The organism is Bradyrhizobium sp. SZCCHNR1053 (assembly GCF_032381235.1).
Lineage (GTDB): Bacteria > Pseudomonadota > Alphaproteobacteria > Rhizobiales > Xanthobacteraceae > Bradyrhizobium.
Genome location: NZ_JAUHJM010000006.1, coordinates 84,291 through 107,393, shown reverse-complemented (window position 1 = coordinate 107,393; position 23,103 = coordinate 84,291). Strand labels below are relative to the sequence as shown.

General features: G+C 65.6%; 19 protein-coding genes. 13 read left to right on the top strand and 6 right to left on the bottom strand.

What is annotated here, in order from left to right; translation table 11 throughout:
- The first annotated feature begins 225 nt into the window (after nt 1-225).
- From QX051_RS16665 to QX051_RS16645, 5 genes are all read left to right on the top strand, one after another.
- Nucleotides 226-1,179: a sugar ABC transporter permease gene (locus tag QX051_RS16665; protein WP_315739707.1), complete on the top strand. Its 954-nt coding sequence runs from the start codon at nt 226-228 to the stop codon at nt 1,177-1,179.
- Entirely contained in the window at nt 1,176-2,084 is a 909-nt protein-coding gene (locus QX051_RS16660; protein WP_315739708.1) for a carbohydrate ABC transporter permease, read from the top strand. Before QX051_RS16665 ends, QX051_RS16660 begins: the two co-directional genes overlap by 4 nt.
- A 219-nt stretch (nt 2,085-2,303) precedes the next feature.
- Nucleotides 2,304-3,287 carry a D-erythronate dehydrogenase gene (gene denD / locus QX051_RS16655; protein ID WP_315776864.1) on the top strand — a complete coding sequence of 328 codons (984 nt, stop codon included), beginning with the start codon at nt 2,304-2,306 and terminating at the stop codon, nt 3,285-3,287.
- Nucleotides 3,288-3,358: 71 nt separating this feature from the next.
- Complete coding sequence (locus QX051_RS16650; RefSeq protein ID WP_315770907.1) at nt 3,359-4,528, top strand: acetyl-CoA acetyltransferase; 1,170 nt, start codon at nt 3,359-3,361, stop codon at nt 4,526-4,528.
- 160 nt (nt 4,529-4,688) lie between these two features.
- The gene (locus QX051_RS16645) at nt 4,689-5,246 is read left to right on the top strand and encodes a GNAT family N-acetyltransferase (RefSeq protein WP_315776863.1); all 558 of its coding nucleotides are present in this window, start codon (nt 4,689-4,691) and stop codon (nt 5,244-5,246) included.
- Between the two features lie 224 nt (nt 5,247-5,470).
- Here QX051_RS16645 and QX051_RS16640 read toward each other — a convergent pair whose 3' ends face one another.
- Nucleotides 5,471-6,034, bottom strand: coding sequence for a DinB family protein (locus QX051_RS16640; protein ID WP_315739713.1), 564 nt, complete (start codon nt 6,032-6,034; stop codon nt 5,471-5,473).
- Between the two features lie 164 nt (nt 6,035-6,198).
- On the opposite strand from QX051_RS16640, the gene ybaL reads away from it, so the two are divergent.
- A complete protein-coding gene (ybaL, locus tag QX051_RS16635) occupies nt 6,199-7,947 on the top strand; it encodes a YbaL family putative K(+) efflux transporter (RefSeq protein WP_315776862.1) in 1,749 nt (582 codons plus the stop codon).
- Nucleotides 7,948-8,602: 655 nt separating this feature from the next.
- Here the strand turns inward: ybaL and QX051_RS16630 are convergent.
- Complete coding sequence (locus QX051_RS16630) at nt 8,603-9,028, bottom strand: GFA family protein (protein ID WP_315739144.1); 426 nt, start codon at nt 9,026-9,028, stop codon at nt 8,603-8,605.
- Nucleotides 9,029-9,286: 258 nt separating this feature from the next.
- Here QX051_RS16630 and QX051_RS16625 point away from each other — a divergent pair, with 258 nt between their 5' ends.
- From QX051_RS16625 to QX051_RS16610, 4 genes are all read left to right on the top strand, one after another.
- Nucleotides 9,287-10,492 (top strand): CoA transferase, encoded by a 1,206-nt coding sequence (locus tag QX051_RS16625; RefSeq protein WP_315776861.1) that lies wholly within the window; start codon nt 9,287-9,289, stop codon nt 10,490-10,492.
- A 4-nt stretch (nt 10,493-10,496) separates the two neighbouring features.
- The gene (locus tag QX051_RS16620; RefSeq protein ID WP_315776860.1) at nt 10,497-11,663 is read left to right on the top strand and encodes an acyl-CoA dehydrogenase family protein; all 1,167 of its coding nucleotides are present in this window, start codon (nt 10,497-10,499) and stop codon (nt 11,661-11,663) included.
- Between the two features lie 184 nt (nt 11,664-11,847).
- Nucleotides 11,848-12,984 (top strand): thiolase family protein, encoded by a 1,137-nt coding sequence (locus tag QX051_RS16615; protein ID WP_315776859.1) that lies wholly within the window; start codon nt 11,848-11,850, stop codon nt 12,982-12,984.
- Entirely contained in the window at nt 12,981-13,337 is a 357-nt protein-coding gene (locus QX051_RS16610; protein ID WP_315776858.1) for a Zn-ribbon domain-containing OB-fold protein, read from the top strand. Before QX051_RS16615 ends, QX051_RS16610 begins: the two co-directional genes overlap by 4 nt.
- Nucleotides 13,338-14,012: 675 nt before the next feature.
- On the opposite strand, the gene glsA is transcribed toward QX051_RS16610, so the two are convergent.
- Nucleotides 14,013-15,872, bottom strand: coding sequence for a glutaminase A (gene glsA / locus QX051_RS16605; protein ID WP_315776857.1), 1,860 nt, complete (start codon nt 15,870-15,872; stop codon nt 14,013-14,015).
- A gap of 383 nt (nt 15,873-16,255) precedes the next feature.
- Here glsA and QX051_RS16600 point away from each other — a divergent pair, with 383 nt between their 5' ends.
- A complete protein-coding gene (locus tag QX051_RS16600) occupies nt 16,256-17,242 on the top strand; it encodes an IclR family transcriptional regulator (RefSeq protein WP_315739150.1) in 987 nt (328 codons plus the stop codon).
- Nucleotides 17,172-18,731 (top strand): acyl-CoA carboxylase subunit beta, encoded by a 1,560-nt coding sequence (locus tag QX051_RS16595; RefSeq protein WP_315739151.1) that lies wholly within the window; start codon nt 17,172-17,174, stop codon nt 18,729-18,731. The genes QX051_RS16600 and QX051_RS16595 overlap by 71 nt, the downstream gene beginning before the upstream one ends.
- Before the next feature lie 10 nt (nt 18,732-18,741).
- Here the strand turns inward: QX051_RS16595 and QX051_RS16590 are convergent, their stop codons facing one another.
- From QX051_RS16590 to QX051_RS16580, 3 genes are all read right to left on the bottom strand, one after another.
- The gene (locus QX051_RS16590) at nt 18,742-20,025 is read right to left on the bottom strand and encodes an MFS transporter (RefSeq protein ID WP_315739152.1); all 1,284 of its coding nucleotides are present in this window, start codon (nt 20,023-20,025) and stop codon (nt 18,742-18,744) included.
- An 87-nt stretch (nt 20,026-20,112) separates the two neighbouring features.
- Nucleotides 20,113-21,300: an acetyl-CoA C-acyltransferase gene (locus QX051_RS16585; RefSeq protein ID WP_315739153.1), complete on the bottom strand. Its 1,188-nt coding sequence runs from the start codon at nt 21,298-21,300 to the stop codon at nt 20,113-20,115.
- Nucleotides 21,301-21,439: 139 nt separating this feature from the next.
- Nucleotides 21,440-22,210, bottom strand: coding sequence for an enoyl-CoA hydratase (locus tag QX051_RS16580; protein WP_315776856.1), 771 nt, complete (start codon nt 22,208-22,210; stop codon nt 21,440-21,442).
- A gap of 155 nt (nt 22,211-22,365) precedes the next feature.
- Between QX051_RS16580 and QX051_RS16575 the strand changes: the two genes are divergently transcribed.
- Nucleotides 22,366-23,022, top strand: coding sequence for a TetR/AcrR family transcriptional regulator (locus QX051_RS16575; protein ID WP_315739155.1), 657 nt, complete (start codon nt 22,366-22,368; stop codon nt 23,020-23,022).
- The last annotated feature ends 81 nt before the right edge of the window (nt 23,023-23,103 follow it).

The window sequence follows — 23,103 nt, the reverse complement described above, 5'->3', positions numbered from 1 at the left end:
TCGAATCGAGAGATCGCGATCTATCGCGCGCCGTGCCCACCATACGGGTTGCTGACTGTCGTCATTGCGAGGAGCCGAAGGCGACGAAGCAATCCAGTTTCTTTGCTCGGCCCTGGATTGCTTCGCTTCGCTCGCAATGACGGAACGACTTTTCTATCCGTCCCGAACGCCGGTGGGCACGCTACGCTTTGCCCACCCTACGGTTCGAAGGGAGCTGCTCGACCCATGAGTACCATTCAGACCTCGTTGCCGCGAGGCGCCGCCGTCGGCGAGCCCTCGGCATGGGTGCGCATCAAGACCAACCGCAACGTCATTGCGCTGTGGTTCATGCTGCCCGCGGCGGCCTTCCTGATCCTGTTCCTGGCCTATCCGCTGGGGCTCGGCGTCTGGATGAGCTTCACCGACGAGAAGATCGGCCGCACCGGCGTCTTCGTCGGGGTCGAGAACTACGAATGGCTGTGGGACGACTCGATCTTCTGGCTGTCGGTGTTCAACACGCTGCTCTACACGATCGTGGCGAGCGCCATCAAATTCGCGATCGGCCTGTATCTCGCGCTGCTGCTGAACCGGCACATGCCGTTCAAGGCCATGATCCGCGCCATCGTGTTGATCCCCTTCATCGTGCCGACCGTGCTGTCGGCGATCGCGTTCTGGTGGATCTACGATTCGCAGTTCTCGATCATCTCCTGGTCGCTGATCAAGCTCGGGGTCATCACTCAGAACATCAACTTTCTCGGTGACACCAACTGGGCGCGTGCCTCCGTCATCATCGCCAACATCTGGCGCGGCGTGCCGTTCGTCGCCATCACCTTGCTGGCCGGCCTGCAGACCGTGTCACCCTCGCTCTATGAGGCCGCCACGCTCGACGGCGCCACCAGTTGGCAGCGCTTCCGCTTCATCACCTATCCGCTGCTGACGCCGATCATCGCAGTCGTCATGACCTTCTCGGTGCTGTTCACCTTTACCGACTTCCAGCTGATCTGGGCACTCACCCGTGGCGGCCCCGTCAACGCCACCCACCTGATGGCGACGCTAAGCTATCAGCGCGGCATCATCTCCGGACGGCTCGGCGAGGGCGCCGCGATCGCGACCGCCATGATCCCGTTCCTGATGGCGGCGATCGCGATCTCCTGGTTCGGCATGCAACGGCGCAAATGGCAGCAAGGATCCGACCAATGACCGACACCACGCTGCACGCCAAGGCGCCCACCACGGCCGGCTCCGACGAATCCGAGGGCATGAGCTACCTGGAGTCGCTGCCGCGCCGGCTGATCACGCTGTATCTGCCGCTGTTCATCATCCTCGTGGTGCTGCTGTTCCCGTTCTACTGGATGGGGCTGACGTCGATCAAACCCGACGAGCAACTGATCGACATGGAGAAGTACAATCCGTTTTGGGTGGTGCATCCGACCTTCAAGCACATCTCCAAGCTGCTGTTCGAGACGCAGTATCCGCGCTGGCTCTGGAACACGATGTATGTCGCGGTCGGCGCGACCACGCTGTCGATCTTCGCCTCCGTGCTCGCGGCCTATGCCATCGTGCGGCTGCGCTTCAAGGGCGCCGACACCGTCGGCGTGCTGATCTTCTTCGCCTATCTGGTGCCGCCGTCGATCCTGTTCATCCCGCTGGCCTCGGTGATCCAGGCCTACGGGCTGTTCGACTCGCCGCTGTCGCTGATCTTGGTCTATCCGACCCTGCTGATCCCGTTCTCGACCTGGCTCTTGATGGGCTACTTCAAGACGATCCCGTTCGAACTCGAGGAATGCGCCCTGATCGACGGCGCCAGTCGCTGGCAGATCCTGGTCAAGATCGTGGTGCCGCTCGCGGTGCCCGGCCTGATCTCGGCCTTCATCTTCTCGTTCACGCTGTGCTGGAACGAGTTCATCTATGCCCTGACCTTCCTGCAGTCGACGCCGAACAAGACGGTGCCGGTCGCCATCGTCAACGAGTTCGTCGACGGCGACATCTACAAATGGGGATCGCTGATGGCCGGCGCCCTGGTCGGCTCGCTGCCGCTCGTGATCCTTTACGCCTTCTTCGTCGAGCATTATGTGTCGGCGATGACCGGCGCGGTGAAGGAGTAGGCGAGATTCGCGTGTTCCGTCATTGCGAGCGCAGCGAAGCAATCCAGAGCTATGGAGAAGACTCTGGATTGCTTCGTCGCTTCGCTCCTCGCAATGACGACCAGTTTTCGTAGGGTGGGCAAAGCGAAGCGTGCCCACCGTCGTCCGGCATCACCCGGTGCTGCGGTGGGCACGGCGCTATGCGCCTTTGCCCACCCTACATTTTGAAGGAGCACTCCCTTGCATATTCTCGTTCTCGGCGCCGCCGGCATGGTCGGACGCAAGCTGGTCGAGCGGCTCGTGCGCGACGGCCGCCTCGGCGACAGCGCCATCACCCGCATGACGCTGCAGGACATCGTGGCGCCGGCGAAGCCGGATACGAGCATCGCGGTCGAGACCATCGCCGGCGATTTCGCCGTCGCAGGTTTTGCCGAGAAGCTGGTCGCCGCGCGTCCGGACGTGATCTTCCATCTCGCCGCGATCGTCTCCGGCGAGGCCGAGCTCGATTTCGACAAGGGCTACCGCATCAATCTCGACGGCACGCGGATGCTGTTCGACGCGGTCAGGCTGATCGGCGACGGCTACAAGCCGCGGCTGGTCTTCACCTCGTCGATCGCGGTGTTCGGCGCGCCGTTCCCCGACGCGATCGGCGACGAGTTCGTCAATGCGCCGCTGCTCAGCTACGGCACCCAGAAGGCGATCGGCGAGCTGCTGCTGGCCGATTATTCCCGCCGCGGCTTCTTCGACGGCGTCGGCATCCGCCTGCCGACCATCTGCATCCGCCCCGGCGCGCCCAACAAGGCCGCCTCCGGCTTCTTCTCCAACATCCTGCGCGAGCCCTTGGCCGGCAAGGAGGCCGTGCTGCCGGTGTCCGAGGACGTCCGGCACTGGCACGCGACGCCGCGCTCCGCTGTCGGCTTCCTCCTGCATGCCGCGACCATGGACACCGCGCGGATCGGCCCGCGCCGCAACCTCACCATGCCCGGCCTGTCGGCGACGGTGGGCGAGCAGATTGCCGCGCTCCGGCGCGTCGCTGGCGATAACGTCGCGGCTCGCATCAAGCGGGTTCCCGATCCCTTCATCATCGGCATCGTCAACGGCTGGCCGCGGAATTTCGAGGCCAAGCGGGCCCGCGAACTCGGCTTCACCACGGAAGAAAAGACCTTCGACGACATCATCCGGATTCACATCGAGGACGAACTCGGTGGTAAGTTCGTGGCCTGAGAACGCCAGGCCCTGGACCTGAATGGCGCGAAGCGCCATTTTGGGAGAGGGAGACATTCGGGAGAGAGATCATGACCGCCAGCATTGTCGGATGGGCGCATACGCCGTTCGGAAAGTTCGACGCCGAGACCGTCGAGAGCCTCGTCGTCAAGGTCGCCAACGAGGCGATCGCGGATGCCGGAATCTCGGCCGGCGACGTCGACGAGATCGTGCTCGGCCATTTCAACGCCGGCTTCTCGCCGCAGGATTTCACGGCATCGCTGGTGCTGCAGGCCGACCCCGCGCTGCGCTTCAAGCCGGCGACGCGGGTCGAGAACGCCTGCGCCACGGGCTCGGCCGCCGTGCACCAGGGCATCCGCGCCATCGCCGCCGGCGCCGCGAAAATCGTGCTGGTCGTGGGCGTCGAGCAGATGACGCGTACACCGGGCCCGGAGATCGGCAAGAACCTGCTCAAGGCGTCCTATCTGCCGGAGGACGGCGACACCGTCGGCGGCTTCGCCGGCGTGTTCGGTAAGATCGCGCAGGGCTATTTCCAGAAATACGGCGACCAGTCCGACGCGCTGGCGCTGATCGCCGCCAAGAACCACAAGAACGGCGTCGCCAACCCCTATGCACAGATGCGCAAGGATTTCGGCTTCGAGTTCTGCCGCTCCGAGAGCGAGAAGAACCCCTATGTCGCCGGTCCGCTGAAGCGCACCGATTGCTCGCTGGTGTCCGACGGCGCCGCCGCGCTGGTGCTGGCCGACAGCGAGACCGCGAAGTCGTTCGCCAAGGCGGTGAATGTCCGCGCCACGGCGCATGCGCAGGATTTCCTGCCGATGAGCAAGCGCGACATCCTTGCCTTCGAAGGCTGCACGGTGGCCTGGCAGCGCGCGCTGGAGAAGGCGGGCGTCACGCTGTCCGATCTCTCCTTCGTCGAAACCCATGACTGCTTCACTGTCGCCGAGCTCATCGAGTACGAAGCGATGGGCCTGACCCCGAAAGGGCAGGGCGCCCGCGCCATCAAGGAAGGCTGGACGCTCAAGGACGGCAAGCTGCCGGTCAATCCGTCCGGCGGCCTCAAGGCCAAGGGCCACCCGATCGGCGCCACCGGCGTCTCCATGCACGTGATGACCGCGATGCAGCTCACCGGCACGGCGCCCGAGGGCATGCAGCTCCCCAACGCCAAGCTCGGCGGCATCTTCAACATGGGCGGTGCGGCGGTTGCGAACTACGTCTCGATCCTGGAGCCGGCGAAGTAGGCGAGGTCCATCCTCCGTCATTGCGAGCGAAGCGACGCAATCCAGGGCCGAGCATGCTGCCCTGGATTGCGTCGTCGCTGCGCTCCTCGCAATGACGGTGATACAGGAGAGCTTCCGCGATGCGGAAGCTCTTTGTCATTCGCTGGTCCGATTGCCTATCATGATCATCTCCACCGAACGTCTGACCTTGCGCGAGTGGCGCGACGAGGACCGGGCGCCGTTCGCGGCGATGTCCGTCGATCCGGCCGTGATGCAATTCCTCCGCGCGCTGCCAACGCGGCAGGACTCGGACCGGTGGATCGATTTCCAGATCGCCCATCAGGCCGCGCACGGCTTCGGCTTCTGGGTGGTCGAAGACCGCGCCACCGGCACTTTCCTCGGCGCCACCGGTCTGTTCCGCGTCACCTTCGACGCGCCGTTCACGCCGGCGGTCGAGATCGGCTGGCGGCTGGCGCGCGCGGCCTGGGGGCAGGGGATCGCGACGGAGGCAGCGCGCGCGTCGCTCGCGTTCGGCTTCGATGAGCTCGGCCTTGATGAGATCATCGCCTATGCCGCGCCGGCCAATCACGCCTCGCAGAACGTCATGCGCAAGCTCGGCATGATCCGCGACGAAGCGTCCGATTTCGATCATCCGCGGGTCGAGGCGGACAGTCCGCTGCGCCGGCAGGTGATGTACCGGCTGCCACGCGAGATGTGGGCCAAGAGCGAGATGCGGTAGGGTGGGCAAAGCGGCCGCCGAAGGCGGCAGCGTGCCCACCGTCGGGCGGCGTGCGCATCAGCAGGATGGTGGGCACGGCGCCATTGCAAGCGCACGCGTGGAGAGAGCGCGGCAGCGCCTTTGCCCACCCCAGGGTGCCATTCTGGTAGCCCGGATGAGCGCAGCGATATCCGGGTCCATCGCGACAGCTCGTGTGACCCCGGATGTCGCTGCGCTCATCCGGGCTACGGCTTCCAGACCTTTTCCTCGCTGAAGCCGAGTTCGGCAAAATCCTTCGTCCGGAACGAGGCGTCATCCGCCGGAAAGAACTCATCCAGCTGCGGCGGCTTCACCGACGTGCTCGACAGCATCGCATGCGCCTGGCCGCGGTGGTGGATGTCGTGCTGGAACAGATGCAGCAGGAGGCGGTCGCAGCGCTCGTTCTGCACGCGGCTCTCGCGGTTGATGCGTACATTCACGTCGAGCCGCGCCGGTGTCAGCGCCTCGCAGAACGCAATCAGCCGGCGGTCCATCGCGCTCTGCGCCTTCGCAAGATCGGCCAGGCGCGGGAACGGCACCTCGTTCTGCCACGCCATCGGGCCGAGCCAGCCGCCTTCCAGCGCATCGATGTAGAACAGATCGATGATGTAGATGTGGTTCAGCGTCCGCTGCAGGCTCGGGAAAAAGCCCGTGCGCTCGGCGGCGAAATCCTCGGCGCTGAGCTGGCCGCAGGCGGTCAGCAGCCGGTGATTGGCCCATGCATTGTTATAGGCGAAGGCGCGAAAGGTCTGGACGAGATCGGCGGGCATTGGGACAGGGCACCCCGTGATGGCTCGCTTCAGATCATACGGAACTGATCACGCCATTCACCACCGATTTCCGCAGCCATCCGTGCACCATCCCCATGCGCGTTGCGGAACTCTGCCACAATTGGTCGCGGTGCATCGCTGCGCCTCCTGTGCAACAAGTTGAGATGCCGCACGACACACCCCTCATCGCGACCATCGTCGCCGGCCTTGGACTGGCCTTCGTCTTCGGAGCGCTCGCGCAGCGGTTCCGGTTCCCGCCGCTGGTCGGCTACCTCCTCGCCGGCGTTGCCGTCGGTCCGTTCACGCCGGGCTTCGTCGCCGACCAGGCGCTGGCGACCGAACTGGCCGAGCTCGGCATCATTCTCCTGATGTTCGGCGTCGGCCTGCATTTCTCGCTCAAGGACCTGATGTCGGTGCGCGCCATCGCCGTGCCCGGCGCGATCGTGCAGATCACTGTGGCGACCCTGATGGGTATGGCCTTGAGCTGGGCGATGGGCTGGTCGATCGGCGGGGGGCTCGTGTTCGGTCTCGCGCTCTCGGTCGCCAGCACCGTGGTGCTGCTGCGCGCAATGCAGGAGCGGCGGCTGATGGACACCGAGCGTGGCCGCATCGCGGTCGGCTGGCTGATCGTCGAGGATCTCGCGATGGTGCTGGCGCTGGTGCTGATCCCGGCCTTTGCCAGCCTGCAGAACGGCAATGGCGACGTCGCCGCCGCCGATCCGCTCGCCGCCCGCTTCGGCCTCGGGCTGACCGGCGTGCTGCTGCTGACCTTCGTCAAGATCGGCGTGTTCATGGCGGTGATGCTGCTGGTCGGCCGCCGCTTGATCCCGTGGATCCTGCACTACATCGCCCACACCGGCTCGCGCGAGCTGTTCCGCCTCGCCGTGCTCGCGATCGCGCTCGGCGTCGCCTTCGGATCGACAAAACTGTTCGGCGTGTCGCTCGCGCTAGGCGCCTTCTTCGCCGGCATGATGCTCGGCGAGTCGCCGCTGAGCCAGCGCGCCGCGCAGGAGTCGCTGCCGCTGCGCGATGCCTTCGCGGTGCTGTTCTTCGTCTCCGCCGGCATGCTGTTCGATCCGGGAAGCGTCATCCGCGAGCCCTGGCCGCTGCTCGCCACCTTGTTCATCATCCTGTTCGGCAAGTCGGTTGCCGCGTTCCTGATCGTGATCGCATTCCGCCATCCCACGTCGACGGCGCTGACGATCTCCGCGAGCCTCGCCCAGATCGGCGAGTTCTCCTTCATCCTCGCCGAGATCGGCGGTGCCTCGAACCTGCTGCCGAAAGCGGGCCGCGACCTGATCCTGGCCGGTGCCATCATCTCGATCATGCTCAATCCGCTGATGTTCGCCGCGCTCGATTGGCTGCTGCCGCGGCTGGAGCGCCGCCGCGCCGATGCCTCGACGCCGGCCGCAACACCGCCGGCCGAGATCCCGGTGACGCAACTGACCGAGCACACGATCATCGTCGGCTATGGCCGCGTCGGACGCCTCGTCGGCGAGGCGCTGCAGCAGCGCGGGCATCCGTTCCTTGTGGTGGAGACGTCGGAGGACATCCCGAAGCAACTGAAAGGCGCCGGCGTCGAGACCATCACGGGCAACGCCGCGCGCAGCAACGTGCTGCGCGCGACCAATCCGGCCCTGGCGCACGCGCTGGTCATCGCCATCCCCGAGGCGTTCGAGGCCGGGCAGATCGTCGAGCAGGCGCGCGCCGCCAATCCGGCGCTGCACATCGTGGCGCGGGCGCATTCCGATGCCGAGGTCGATCATCTCAAGTCGCTGGGCGCCGACAAGGTCATCATGGGCGAGCGCGAGATCGCGCGCGGCATGATCGAGGAATTGGATACGAGGCCACCCGACGCCGCCCCCGAGCTGGCGCCGGAGCGGACGGCGGAGGGGGTGCAGGTCCGGGCGTAGAACGCGCAGCCCGGGTGAGCGAAGCGACACCCGGGTTCATTCGCACAGCTCGCGTGACCCCGGATATCGCTTCGGTCATCCGGGCTTCGGGCCTATGGCTGCGTCGAGCGGCGAATTTCGCTTGTGCCTTCAGGCTGATTTGCCCTGTCCAGTCCCCGCGCGAAAAATATTCATGTTTCGTTTTTACAGAAAATATGTTTCACTCCCGCCATCCTGCTTCGCCACGAGGGGCGCTTCGCGATCGTCACGAACGTTGAGGCAGGGAGGCGGTGGCCGCGACGTGTCGCAGCGTAGCTTGTCTGCGCGGACGAACGGCATGGCGCGGACGTGAAGTCGCGTGGTCCCGGCATCCCGACGCTGATGCCAAGCCTAAGGGGCATGATGATCCCAACGGCGACGGTGGCCAAAAGCCGGTGCACCGAGGAGATCGCGAAGTAAGCGTGAAAACCATCGCGCAGGGAAGGCCGGGTCGGTCCGGCTGAACCTGTGGTTCTCTCCCCGTGCTTTCTTTCGCACGGGGGCCACGGGTGCCAGTCGGCACCCGGCCTTCCCTGCGCCCTCTGTTTCGAAGGGGGCGGCTTCGATCAGCACAGCTCGGACAGATCCTGTCGCGAGGCCCCTGATGCTCGCGTGGTTGCTGGAAGCAGACCTTGCCTTACTCCGGCATCATCTCGCCGGAGCCGCCGAACTCGGCCGGGAAATCCTTCAGCTTCGGCAGGCCGTCCCTGATGGGCAGCACCGTTTCCGCGTAGTTGACGTGCACGCCGGGCGTGAACTTCAGCGTCGGAATCGTCGCGGCATAGACGTCGATCATGCCGAGCGGCGGGTGGTCGGTCATCAGATGTCCGCCACACTTGGTGCAGTACTTGCGGTAGCTCATGTCGGTCTTGTGGTAGGTGCCGATCGCATCGGCGCCCTTTGTCACCCGCACGCTCTGTGGCTTCCACAGGGTGAAGGCGTTGACCGGGCCGGCCGACCAGGACCGGCACGACGAACAATGGCAATAGCCCATTGCCTCCGGCTCGCCGTCGGCCTCGATCTCGACCGTGCCGCAGAAGCATTTGCCCTGATAGAGCGTCATGAGAGCGTTCTCCCTCGTGTGTGTTCTGGATGTTGGACCGGCATGCTGACACACCTGAACGTTGAAATGGAATCCTAGAATGCAGCTCGCTGCAGGGAACATCTGGTGCAGCGCAGCGGTCCTCGTCCGTGATCCGCGACACGGAATGTTGCGGCGGGGGATCAGACGCATGGCCCCATACCCGCAGGCCCGCTTGCTAGGGAACATCAGGTGCCGTTAGCTCTGGCGACAACAAGGATCGAGGGAGCCGACGCCACGATGGGACCGCTTGCGGGCATCAAGGTCATCGACATGACCACCGTGCTGATGGGGCCGTATGCTGCCCAGACGCTCGGCGACTACGGCGCAGATGTCATCAAGGTGGAATCGCCGGAAGGAGACGTCACCCGCAAGATCGGCCCCTGGCACCATCCCGGCATGGGCCCGGTGTTCCTCAACACCAACCGCAGCAAGCGCGTGATCTGCCTCGACCTCAAGAAGACGGCCGGCCGCGAGGCCGCGCTGCGCATGGTCAAGGATGCCGACGTGCTGCTCTACAACATCCGGCCGCAGGCGATGGCGCGGCTGAACCTCGGCTATGATGTCGTCTCCGCGCTCAATCCGCGGCTGGTCTATGCCGGCGTGTTCGGCTTCGGCCAGGACGGTCCCTATGCGGCCAAGCCCGCCTATGACGACCTGATCCAGGGTGGGGCGGCGCTGTCGCACCTGATGGCGGTCGCCGGTGATGGCACCCCGCGCTATGTACCCAATGCGCTGGTCGACCGCATCGTCGGCCTGACCGCGGTCGGCGCCATCTGCGCCAGCCTCGTGCATCGCGACCGCACCGGGCGCGGCCAGCGTCTCGACGTGCCGATGTTCGAGACCATGTCGGCCTTCATCATGGGCGACCACATGGGCGGGCTCACCTACGAGCCGCCGCTCGACAAGGGCGGCTATGCGCGGCATTTGTCGCCCGACCGCCGGCCCTACAAGACCGCCGACGGCCATATCTGCGTGATCGTCTACAACGACAAGCAATGGGACGCATTCTTCACCGCGTCCGGCCGCACCGACCTGCGCGCGGATGACAGGTTCAACAGCTTTGCCAGACGTGCCGCCAACATCGATTTCGTCTATGCCGAGCTAGCGCGCATCTTCCAGACCCGCACCACGGCCGAATGGACCGATCTGCTGGATGCCGCCGACGTGCCGGTCATGCCGATGCACGACCTCGAAAGCCTGCTGAACGATCCGCACCTCGTGGCGACCGATTTCTTTCCCGTGGTCGAACATCCGACCGAAGGTCCGATCCGCAGCACCCGCGTCTCGGCGACCTGGTCAGAGACCAAGGCCGAGCCGCAGCGTCTGGCGGCACGGCCGAACGAGCATGGCGCTGATATCCTGCACGGGCTTGGATTTTCGGACGAGGAGATCGCCGCGATGATCCGCGACGGCGTGACCACGCCGGCGCCAGCCAGGGAGTGAGACGATGGATTTCGCGCTCTCCGCCAACCAGGAATCGATCCGTGATGCGGTGGCCAAAATCTGCGCTCGCTTCGACGACGCCTACTGGCTGAAGAAGGACAAGGACGGCGGCTTTCCTGCCGACTTCCACAGGGCCTTGGCCGAGGCTGGCTGGCTCGGCATCTGCATCCCCGAGGAGTTTGGCGGCTCCGGCCTCGGCATTCTCGATGCTGCGATCATGATGCGCACCATCGCCGAATCCGGCGCCGGCATGTCCGGTGCCTCGGCGATCCACATGAACGTGTTCGGGCTCAATCCGGTCGTCGTGTTCGGGACCAAAGAGCAGTGCGCGCGGATGCTGCCGGGCATCGTCGATGGCAGCGAGAAGGCCTGCTTCGCGGTGACCGAGCCGAACACTGGCCTCAATACCACCCAGCTCAAGACGCGCGCCGTGCGCAAGGGCGACCGCTACATCGTCAACGGCCAGAAGGTGTGGATCTCGACCGCGCAGGTCGCCGAGAAGATTCTGCTGCTGGCGCGAACGACGCCCTTGGAGGAGGTGAAGCGCCCGACCCATGGGCTCAGCCTGTTCTACACGGATTTCGATCGCAGCCGGATCAAGGTGCACGAGATCGAGAAGATGGGCCGCAAGCCGGTCGACTCCAACGAGCTATTCTTCGAGGATGTCGAGATCCCGGTCGAGGACCGCCTGGGCGAGGAGGGGCGGGGCTTCGACTACATTCTGCATGGGATGAACCCCGAGCGCATCCTGATTGCCGCCGAAGCCGTCGGGCTCGGTCATCTCGCGCTGTCACGTGCGAGCGCCTATGCGCGGACGCGCAACGTGTTCAATCGCCCGATCGGTCAGAACCAGGGCATCCAGCATCCCCTGGCGAAGAACTGGATGGAGCTGGAAGCCGCCTGGCTGATGGTGCTGCAGGCCGGCTGGCAATATGACCAGGGCATGGCGTGCGGCCCGGCCGCCAACGCCGCGAAATATCTCGCGGCAGAGGCCGGCTTTCACGCCTGCGAGCAGGCGGTGATGACCCATGGCGGCTTCGGCTACGCGCGCGAGTATCACGTCGAGCGTTACCTGCGCGAATCCCTGATCCCCCGCATCGCCCCGATCAGCCCGCAACTGATTTTGTCCTTCATCGCCGAGAAGGTCCTCGGCCTGCCCAAGTCGTATTGAGATGAACTCTTGCTGAAATGATGAACCCAATCGCGATGGACGCACGCTGCCCGCATTCCCTCCCCCCTTGTGGGGGAGGGGCAGGGAGGGGGGTACCCCACGACGACTCCTCGTGCGGCCACCCCCACCCCCGACCCCTCCCCGCAAGGGGGAGGGGAGCGCAGCGGTGCTCTTGGTGCGCCAGATGACCTACGTCACCGGCACCGGTCTCACGCCGTTCGGCAAACACGACGGCCGCTCCTCGCTCGATCTCATGAGCCTGGCCGCGCAGCTCGCGCTCGACGATGCCGGGCTGAGGCGGCGCGACATCGACGGCATCCTGTGTGGCTATTCCACGGTGTCGCCGCACATCATGCTCGCGACCGTGTTCGCCGAGCATTTCGGCCTCACGCCGTCCTATGCTCACGCCGTCCAGGTCGGCGGCGCCACCGGGCTTGCGATGGCAATGCTGGCGCATCATTTGGTCGAGGCCGGCGTGGTCAAGCACATGCTCGTGGTCGCCGGCGAGAACCGCCTGACCGGGCAGAGCCGCGACGCCTCGATCCAGGCGCTGGCGCAAGTCGGCCATCCCGACTACGAGTTGCCGCTGGGGCCGACCATCCCTGCCTATTACGGCCTCGTCGCCTCGCGCTACATGCACGAATACGGCGTCACCGAGCATGACCTCGCCGAGTTCGCCGTGCTGATGCGGGCGCATGCGTTCGATCATCCCGGCGCGCAATTCCATGAGCCGATCACCATCGCGGACGTCATGGCATCGAAGCCGGTGGCGCGGCCGCTGAAGCTGCTCGACTGCTGTCCGGTCTCCGACGGCGGCGCCGCCATCATCATCAGCCGCGAGCCGACCGGAGCGACAGCGGTGCGCGTGCGCGGCTGCGCCCAGGCGCACACACATCAGCACGTCACGGCGGCGCCGGCCCTGAGCGAGCTCGGTGCCGAAATCGCGATCAAAAAGGCCAAGGCGGCCGCAGGCATCGAGATCGCCGACGTCGACTACGCCGCGGTCTATGACAGCTTCACGATCACGCTGTGCATGCTGCTCGAAGACCTTGGGCTCGCCGGCCGCGGCGAGGCTGCGGCGCGGGTCAGGGCCGGGAATTTCAGCCGTGACGGCGCGGTGCCTCTCAACACCCATGGCGGGCTCTTGAGCTATGGCCATTGCGGCGTCGGCGGCGCGATGGCGCATCTCAGCGAGGCACATCTGCAGATGACGGAGCGGGCGGGTCATCGTCAGGTGGGCGACGCCACGCTGACCTTGCTGCATGGCGATGGCGGCGTGCTGTCGTCGCATGTCAGCATGTTCTGGGAGCGGGTGCGATGAGCGAATCGGCAGACTGGACCAGGGGTGTTGCAACGATTCGCTTTCAGCGCTGCGCGTGCTGCGCCCACCTGCAGTATTTCCGCCGCAACTTCTGCGCGGCCTGCGGCTCGCTTGCGCTCACCGATCACGCGGCGACGGGCGAAGGCACCATCTATGCGGCATCATTGGTCTGCCGGGCCGCGACTCCAGAGACGCGCGCGCATGTGCCCTACAACATCGTGCTGGTGGATATGCGCGAGGGCTTTCGCATGATGGCCCATGGCGACCACGAACTTGCGATCGGCGATTCGGTCGAAGCGCGCTTCGTCGCCTTTGCAGGCGGCACGGTGCCTTACTTCAGGAAGGCGAAATGACGATGGAGCGCCGCGCTATGACAGGACACGCCAAGCGCAGGCGGCCGAGGCGGGACGATACGCATGACAAATTCGTCCCGACCCGGATCGCCGCGCGATTGACGCAAAACTGTTACGCTACGCTCACCAACTCAAACGCAACTCTACTCGGTCGTTCGCGTGAGCAATCAAGCTCACATTCCTACCTACGGGCGATGAAGAAACTGCGACGCAGAACCTCCAGACAGCCCTTCATCGCCCGTAGAACAGGACGCTGGCGATGACGATCATGGACGTCACCGCCAGCATATGCGCGAGTGCCTCCGACGTTGCCCTCTTAGTGGCTTCCTTCATGCCGTTCCTCCCTGGACACTGGACACGACTCTCCGTGGCGCAAATACACACGCTACGTCGGCTGGAATTTTACTCGGAACACCCCACTTCGACGTTCGCTTCGCGAGTCCCCACTCGGCGTTCATCGACGGTTCAGAACATCGTCGGGTAATGCGGCGTGAATTGGGCTCGCTTATGGTTGTCCTGCGACCGAGTCCCGGTAACGTTTAGGCGAGCCCGTACAAATACGAGTGATGCGAATTATCGACCGAAAGCCGTTAGTTACTGTGGATTGCAACCTTGAGTAAATTGTTTGCTTCGACCGCGTGCGACACTTCGATGACGGACTTCGACGCACTGAGATCAGTCTGCCGCAAGCAAATTGAGCCGCGCATTGGCGACAGTCAGACGCTCGGCCAACAGCTGCGCCAGATTGCGCATGATCCGCTCGCCGGCTTTCGGATGTCGCACGCGGAAACGTTCGAAATCCACTAGCGAGATCTCGAAAGCGGTGGCCGAGAAATCCGCGACGACGTCGGCGGAGCGCACGGGCTCCAGCAGTGCCATCTCGCCGAAGCATTGCCCTGCCGTCAGCGTCGCGAGCCGGATGCCGTCGGGCAGGGTGACGTGGACGACGCCGGAGCGCAGGAAGAACAACGAGGCCGCAGCATCGCCGGCCGCAAGGATGCGTTCGCCCTGCCGATAGTGCCGGATGATCGCCAGTGCCGCGAGCTCATGGCGCTCGTCCGCGGAGAGCCCCGCGAGCAGCGGCTGCTCGGCGAGCTCGGTGGTTTCGAGGAAATCGATGGCGCCGCCATAGCGATAGACGATCTGGTCCTCGGCCCATTCGATCGCGGTGTCGAGCAGGTAGAAGTCGCGCACGTTCTTGCTGTCGCCGGTACGGGCCGCGATCTCCTGCCATTCCGGCGAGCTGCGGCGGATGCCCGACAGCACGACGGTGACGTGGAAGTCGGCGAGCTCGTGAAACAGCTCGGAGAGCAGGCGCAGGCCTGCTTGTGTCATCGCGGTGACGCGGTGGAGGTCGACGATGACGAATTGCGGTCGCGTGCTCGCCGCAAGCTGGCGCGAGACGTAGTCGACGCTGGAAAGAGACAGCGTGCCGACCAGCTCGAGCACGCGCACCGCGTCGGGATGGGCGGTGAGGATGTTGCGCTCCTGAGCGCGGCGGCTGCGTCGCGACGGGTTGGCGCCGATGTCGTAGTCGGCGATGATCGTGGTGCGCGCATCGTCGGAACGGTTCAGCATGTGCAGGCCGTAATGCGCCGACAGCGCCTCGCAGACCTTGATGCCGCGCACGCTGTTGCCGTGACCGTCGAGCCTGGGCGAATAGCTGCCGAGCCCGAGCCGTGCCGGCAGGCTTGCCAGGATGCCGCCGCCGACGCCGCTCTTGGCGGGAATGCCGACGCGGTAGATCCACTCGCCGGCGAAGTCATACATGCCCGACGAGGTCATCACCGACAGCGTGCGCGACACCGCATAGGGCGTCACCACCTGCTCGCCGGTGACCGGATTGACGCCACGATTGGCGAGCGTGGCCGCCATGATCGCGCAGTCGCGCGCTGTGACGAGCACGGCGCATTGCCTGAAGTAGACCGCGAGCACGTCGTCGACAGGCTCCCTGATGACGTCGGAAGTCCGCAGCAGATAGGCGATCGCGCGGTTGCGATCGCCGGTGGCGGCTTCCGATGCGAACACCGCGTCGTCGACATCGAGCTTGCGGCCGGCGAAGCGGCCGAGCGCATCGCGGATGGTCTCGAAGGCGTCGTCGTGCCGTGCCCTGCGGATCAGGCCGCTGCAGGCGATCGCGCCGGCATTGACCATCGGATTGAACGGGTGGTTCTCCGCATTGAGCCGGATCGAATTGAAGGGATCGCCGGACGGCTCGACGCCGATCACGCGTTCGACCTCGTCGGAGCCGAGCGTATCGAGCGCCAGCGCGAACACGAACGGTTTCGACATCGATTGAATCGTGAACGGCACGCGGCTGTCGCCGACCTCATAGACATGGCCGTCGAGCGTGGCGAGGCTGATGCCGAAATGCGCCGGGTCGGCTTTGCCGAGCTCGGGAATGTAGTTCGCGACCGCGCCGTCGTGGTCAGGCCAGAAGTCGGCATGGCAGGCCGACAGGAAGCGCTGCAGCGGCGGCATCGCGGCCGTCGCCCAATGCTGCGGATGTCGGATCGGCCTCGGGTGGGTGGTCATGGCAAGCTCGGCGGGAACAAGGTCTCGCGCCGGTTATGTCGCAGCTGCGACGGCGCAGCCAGCCCACACTTGTCGCAACGCTGGTCAAATGTTGCCGCTGCTCACCGATTGAGCGGGTTTGCGGGCGCGATGACCGCCCCGTGTTGCCATGCGCGGGGACGATGCCGATCGAAAGCCAGCGCTGGGGTACCGCGCTTTGGAACCGGCGACGGTCGTCACGCCCGCATACCGCTGGCCGTTGTCTAAGGATGCCGAGTCTTGTGCCAACACGCTGAAGAATGGCGGCTTTTAGAGACGGTCTACTGTTGTGACGGCAAAACGGCTGGGTTAGCTTGTTCGATAAGCGGAATATCATTCCGCATGACGGAATTGGTGGGAAACGCATGGGACGACGGTCTGAGCGATTGAGCAGGAGCAGCATGCTGCCCGGAGATCTCGCCGGCGAGGGCGAGGTCATTCAGGTGGTGTCGCGGGCGTTCGACGTGCTTCGCTGTTTCGAGGGGCACGAGGCGCGGCTCGGCAATCTCGAAATCTCCAACCGCTGCGGCCTGCCGCGGTCGACGGTGTCGCGGCTGACGCACACGCTGACGCGCATGGGCCAGCTGGTCTACCTGCCGCGTGATCAGAAATACCGCATCGGCCCGAGCGCCGTGGCGATGAGCACGTCGATGACCCGAGGCTTGCAGTTGCGCAATCTGATCCGGCAGCGGCTGCAGGACGTCGCCGAGCAGTTGCCCGGCACCGTCGGCTTCGTCATTCCCGACCGCTTCCACCTCGTCTATCTGGAGTTCGGCCGCGCCGCTAATGCGCTCGGCCTGCATGAGACCACGGGCAGCCGCATCTCGATGGCCTCGACCGCGGCCGGTCATGCCTATGTCGCCGCGCTCGAGCCGGAGGTCGGCGACGCCTTGCTGGCCGAGATGGAGCGCGAGATGCCGGACGCGGCCAAGCTGCTGCGGCCACGCCTCGAGCACAACAGACAGTTTCTCAAGGAGCATGGCTACGTCGTAGCCTGCGGCCTGTGGAGTCCGCACATCAATGGCGTCGCGCTGCCGCTGTGGTCGCCGCAATACCAGACTTATGTCGTGCTCACGATCGGCCTGTTGTCGGCGATGTACGACGAGCAGCGGCTGCACGACGAGGTCGCCCAGCCGATGCGCGAGCTCGGCCGCAGCATCGCCGCGCTGCTGCAGGGCGCGGAAGCCGACGTCTTCAACAGCCGGATGGACAGAAAGCCGCTCCAGGTGAACGCGAAGACCAACCATAAGAACAAGACCATCACCGGGGCAGGGGGAACGAATGAGTTGGCAGCCGGAGCTCGAGGAACTGGCCCGGCGCGAGGCCTTCGCGCGGGAGATGGGCGGGCCTGACAAGGTCAAGCGTCAGCACGACCAGGGCCGCCTCACCGTTCGCGAGCGCATCGACGGCGTCGTCGATCCCGGCAGCTTCCACGAGATCGGCGCGGTCTCAGGGATCGGCGAGTATGACGAGCAGGGCGAGCTCACGCATGTGACGCCCGCCAATTGCGTGTTCGGGCGCGGCCGCATCGACGGCCGCACCGTCGTCGTGGTCGGGGATGACTTCACCGTGCGCGGCGGCTCGGCCGACGCATCGATCGCCGCCAAGCCGCTGATGGCGGAGGAGATGGCGCACGACTTCCGTCTGCCCATCATCCGCATCATCGAGGGCTCCGGCGGCGGCGGCTCGGTCAAGACGATCGAGACCAAGGGCGCGGCCAACCTGCCTGGCGGCATCGGCGGCAATCGCTGGTACCGCTACACGACCGAGAACATGTCGCTGGTGCCCGTGGTCGCGCTCGGCCTCGGCTCGGTCGCAGGGCTAGGCGCGGCGCGGCTCGCGGCGAGCCACTACTCGGTGATGACCAAGCAGTCGGCGATGTTCGTCGCCGGCCCGCCGGTCGTGAAGCGGCTGGGGCAGGACCTCGGCAAGATGGAGCTCGGTGGCGCCGACATCCAGACCCGCGCCGGCGGCGTCGATCATGCGGTGGACACCGAGGCGGAGGCGTTCGCCTGCGCGCGGCGCTTCCTGTCCTACCTGCCATCGTCGGTCTACGAGCTGCCGCCGACCTTGCCCTGCACCGATGACCCGCAGCGCGTCGACGAGCAGCTCATCAGCGCGGTGCCGCGGGATCGCCGGCGCGTCTACAAGATGCGGCCGATCATCGAGTCCGTCGTCGACAACGGCTCGTTCTTCGAGGTGACGCAGAACTATGGCCGTCCGATCATCATCGGCCTCGCGCGTCTCGAAGGCCGCGCGGTGATGGTGCTGGCGAGCGATCCCTATCATTATGGCGGCTCGTGGACCGCGGATGCCTGCCAGAAGGTGATCCGCTGGGTCGATTTCGCCGAGACCTTCCATCTGCCGATCGTCTACCTGATGGATTGCCCCGGCTTCATGGTCGGGCTCGAGGCGGAGAAGGCGGCAACCATCCGCCATGGCGTGCGCGCGATGGCCGCCGTCAATCAGTCGACGGTGCCGTGGTGCACGGTGATCGTGCGCAACAATTTCGGCGTCGCCGGTGTCGTGCATCAGCCAGCCGACCGGTTCTCGATCCGCTACGCCTGGCCGTCGGCCTATTGGGGCTCGCTGCCGCTCGAAGGCGGCATCGAGGCGGCCTATCGCGCCGAGATCGACGCCGCGCCCGACCCGAAAGCCAAGCTCAAGGAGATCGAGGATCGGCTGAACAAGCTGCGCTCGCCGTTCCGCTCGGCCGAGAAGTTCTGGGTCGAGGAGATCATCGACCCGCGCAAGACGCGCGCGCTGCTGTGCGAGTTTGCGCGCCTTGCCGAGCCGCTGCGCACGCCCGGGCCGCCCACGGCGATGACGACTCGGCCGTGAGCCGCTGATGTTAAGCCGCGGCGGGCTTCGCCTGCCGCGCGATCGCCAGCGCCAGGAGCGCGGCGACGATGCACAATGCGCCCGCCGTGAAGAACGCCGGCAGGTAGCTCTGCAACAGAGTGCGCGACAGGCCGGCGCCGAACGCGGCGGTGCCGGCGCCGAGCTGATGTCCGGCGAACACCCAGCCGAACACCAGATTGGCCCGCTCGGCCCCAAACCGCTGCGCGGTCAGCCGCACCGTCGGCGGCACGGTGGCGATCCAGTCGAGGCCGTAGAACATCGCGAACAGCGACAGGCCATAGAACGAGAAGTCGGTGAATGGAAGGAACAGCAGCGAGAGCCCGCGCAAGCCGTAGTACCAGAACAACAGCCAGCGATTGTCGTACCGGTCCGACAGCCATCCCGAGACGATCGTGCCGACGAAGTCGAACATGCCCATCGCGGCGAGCAGGCTCGCCGCCTGCACCTGCGGAATGCCGAAGTCGAGGCACATCGGGATCAGATGGACCTGGACGAGGCCGTTGGTCGAGGCGCCACAGATGAAGAAGGTCGCGAACAGCATCCAGAACACCGGTGCGCGCGCCGCATCGCGGAGGGTGCCGAGCGCGGCGGCGAGGATCGGTGTGGTGACGGGCGCGGGTGCGGCGATCGGGTCGGTGCCCTTGTCGCCGAAGGGACGCAGGCCGAGATCACTCGGGCGATCGCGCATCAGCAGCAGCACGGCGGTCGCGGAAACGCCGAGCATGACGCAGATGAGCCCGAGCGCGACGCGCCAGCCGAGCCGCTCGGTGAGGCTGGCGAGCAGCGGCAGGAACACCAGCTGTCCGGTGGCGACGCTGGCGGTGAGGATGCCGACGACGAGGCCGCGGCGCGCGACGAACCAGCGCGTCGCGATGGTGGCGCCCAGCACCAGCGCGGTCATGCCGGTGCCGATGCCGATCACGACGCCCCACAGCAGCACGAGGTGCCAGACATGGGTCATCGCCAACGACGAAAGCAGCGCGGTCACGACGATCAACTGGGCCAAAAGCGTGATGTTGCGCAGACCGTAGCGGTTGAGCAGGGCGGCGGCGAAGGGGGCCATCAGCCCGAACAGCACGAAGCGGATCGACAGTGCCGAGGAGATCTCCGCGGTGCTCCAGCCGAACTCCTGCTGCAGCGGCACGATGAACACGCCGGGTGCTCCCACCGTGCCGGCCGATACCAGGGCCGTGAAGAACGTTACGGCCACCATGATCCAGCCATAGTGGATGTTGCGCCGTTCGAGTGCTGCCGCGAGCCGGTTCGAGATCATGTGCTTCTCAGTTCGATGGGGATTTCGCGCCCATTCTGTCAGGGCGCCTCAACGACATAAATGGCTAAGTTCCCTCGTTTCAGGACATCAAGGTCGCTCTACGGCGATCGCAGTCGCCTCGCCGCCGCCGATGCATAGCGACGCCACGCCGCGCTTTAGTCCACGGGCCTGCATCGCATGCAGCAGCGTCACGATCAGCCGCGCGCCGGTGGCGCCGATGGGATGGCCCAGCGCGCAGGCGCCGCCGTTGACGTTCAGCCGGTCACGCGCAATGCCAAGGTCGCGCTGCGCGGCCATCGCGACGATCGCAAACGCCTCGTTGATCTCGAACAGGTCGACATCCTCCACCCGCCAGCCGACCTTGTCGAGCAGCTTCCTGATCGCCGGAATCGGCGCGGTCGTGAACCATTGCGGCTCCTGGCTGTGCGTGGCGTGGCCCTTGATCTCCGCGATGATGGGCAGCCCGTCACGGTCCGCACGCGAGCGCTTGGCGAGCACGAGCGCTGCGGCACCATCCGCGTTCGCAGAGGACGCCGCGGGCGTGATAGTGCCGTCCTTGCGGAACGCCGGCTTCAGCGCCGGGATCTTCGCCGGATCGACCTTGAGCGGATGCTCGTCATTGACGACCAGGCGTGCGCCGGATTTCTCGACGAGCGTGATCGGCGCGATCTCGGCCTTGAACGCGCCGCTCTCGACCGCCCTGCGCGCACGCGTCAGCGTCTCGACGGCGTAGGCATCCTGGTCGGCGCGGGTGAACTGATAGGCCTCGGCCGTCGCCTCGCCAAAATCGCCCATCGAGCGTCCGGTCTCATAGGCGTCCTCCAGGCCATCCAGCATCATGTGATCGAGGATCCGATCGTGGCCCGCGCGATAGCCGCCGCGCGCCTTGGTCAGCAGATACGGCGCGTTGCTCATGCTTTCCATGCCACCGGACACGACGAGGTCGGCAGAACCGGCCTGGATGATATCGTGCGCCAGCATCGTAGCCTTCATTCCAGAGCCGCAGACCTTGTTGATGGTGGTGGCGCCCGTGGCATCGGGCAGGCCGGCGCCCCGTGCCGCCTGCCGCGCCGGAGCCTGGCCCTGACCTGCAGGAAGCACGTTGCCCATGACAACCTCCGTGACCGCGTCAGGCGAAACGGCGGCGCGTTCGAGCGCGGATTTGATCACGTGCGCACCGAGCTTGTGCGCACTCAGCGGCGACAACTCGCCCATGAAGCGGCCGAGTGGAGTGCGGGCAGCGGACAGGATCACGACGGGATCGGACGAGGCCATGACAGGCTCTCCCTTGAGAAAGATGATGAGCATAATATAATGACATCGCGAAAAAGGAAACCCCGGCAATCGCGCTGAACTTGTCGTGAAGCTGGCGCGACACTGCCGGGATCCGCGAGACGAGACTTGGAGAAACTTGCTATCGCTTGCGGTCGATGAACTGCTGCATCAGCCGTTTCGGCTCGTCGGTCAGGAACGACCGTCCGAAGGCGCCGATCGATATCTCGACGGACTCCTTCAGCGGCAGCTCCTCCCATTGCCGCAGCAGAGCCTTCTGAGTCCGCAGCGCTTCGGGACCGCAGGCGAGCAGGGATGCCACGGCCTTCTCGACCGCGATGTCGAGCTCTCCCTCGGCGGCGACGGCATCGACAAGGCCCCAGGCGAGCGCCGTCGGCGCGTCGATCGTCTCGGCCGTCATCAGCAGCCAGCGCGTGCGGCCCCAGCCGATGAGACGCGGCAGCAGCGCGGCATGAATGACCGAGGGGATGCCGACACGAACCTCGGGCATGCCGAACTTGGCATCATGCGCCGCGACACGGATATCGCAGGCCGTTGCGACCTCCAATCCGCCACCCAGACACCACCCCGGCATCCGCGCAATCACGGGTGCAGGAAAATTTCGCACCGCATCGCAGAGCCCGGCAAGTCGCGAGATGAACGTTTCCGCTGAAGCCTGATCGAGCGTCGCCATCTCCTTGATGTCGGCGCCGCCGATCATGCTCTTCCCGCTTTCGCCGGCCAAAACGAGAACGCGAATGCCGGCTTCGGCGGCGAGCGATTGCAGGCCGGCTTCCATGTCGAGAATCGCCGCCGAACCGAGAATATTGAGCGGACCGGCATTGCAGATCGTCAGCCGGACCACGCCGCGGCCGTCACGACTCACGCCGCAGTGGGAATTGAGCATGTCCATGGTTGTCCTCGTCGGGTTCCTGGGCAAGGGAGAGTGTGCCGGGAATAAATCAGGCCAGCGAAGTTGATTTAGATCAACTCGAATTCATCAAATAGCTGCAGTCAGCAGGACGCAGAACTGTTATTGTATGACCGCAGACATTCAATGGGACGGCAATGCGTTACTCTCCGGAACACAAGGCGGAAACCCACGCGCGGATCGTGCGCAAGGCATCGGTGCGGCTGCGCGAGCGTGGTGCTCACGGTGTCGGGGTTGCCGACCTGATGAAGGAGGCCGGGCTGACTCATGGCGGCTTCTATGCGCATTTCGATTCGCGCGAGGCGCTGGTCGTGGAGGCGTTCGGTTATGCGATCGACCGTTCGATTGAGCATTGGCGCAAGCTGCTGGACCAACTGCCGCCGCAGAAGCGACTCGCGGCCATCGTCGACGGCTATCTGTCCGCGGCTCATCGCGACGATGTCGGTCACGGCTGCGCGGTTCCTGCGCTCGGAGCGGAAATCGCCCGCGAGAGCGCAAAGACCCGCAAGGCCTTTGCTGCGAAGCTGGAAGAGCTGATCGCCCTGTTCGCCGAGTACATCAGCGACGTGCCGGCCAAGACTGCGCGAAGGCGGGCTTCGGCGATGCTCGCGACGCTGATGGGGACGCTCGTGATGGCGCGACTCATGGGCAGCGGCGAATTGTCAGACGAAATCCTGAGCTCCGGGCGCGAGGTGGCGCTGGCTGTCGCCAGCGGCGGCGGGCCGGCGGGGAGGGCCCCTGCGCGGGCGCCCGCGAAAAGGCCCGTGAAGAAGGCGGCAGCCGCGAAGCGCTGATCCGTCGCGCGGCTCGGATGGTGGACGCAGCTCGCCACGCTGCAGGGCCTGCCGTGATCGTGCCGGCCGAGCGAAGGGGCG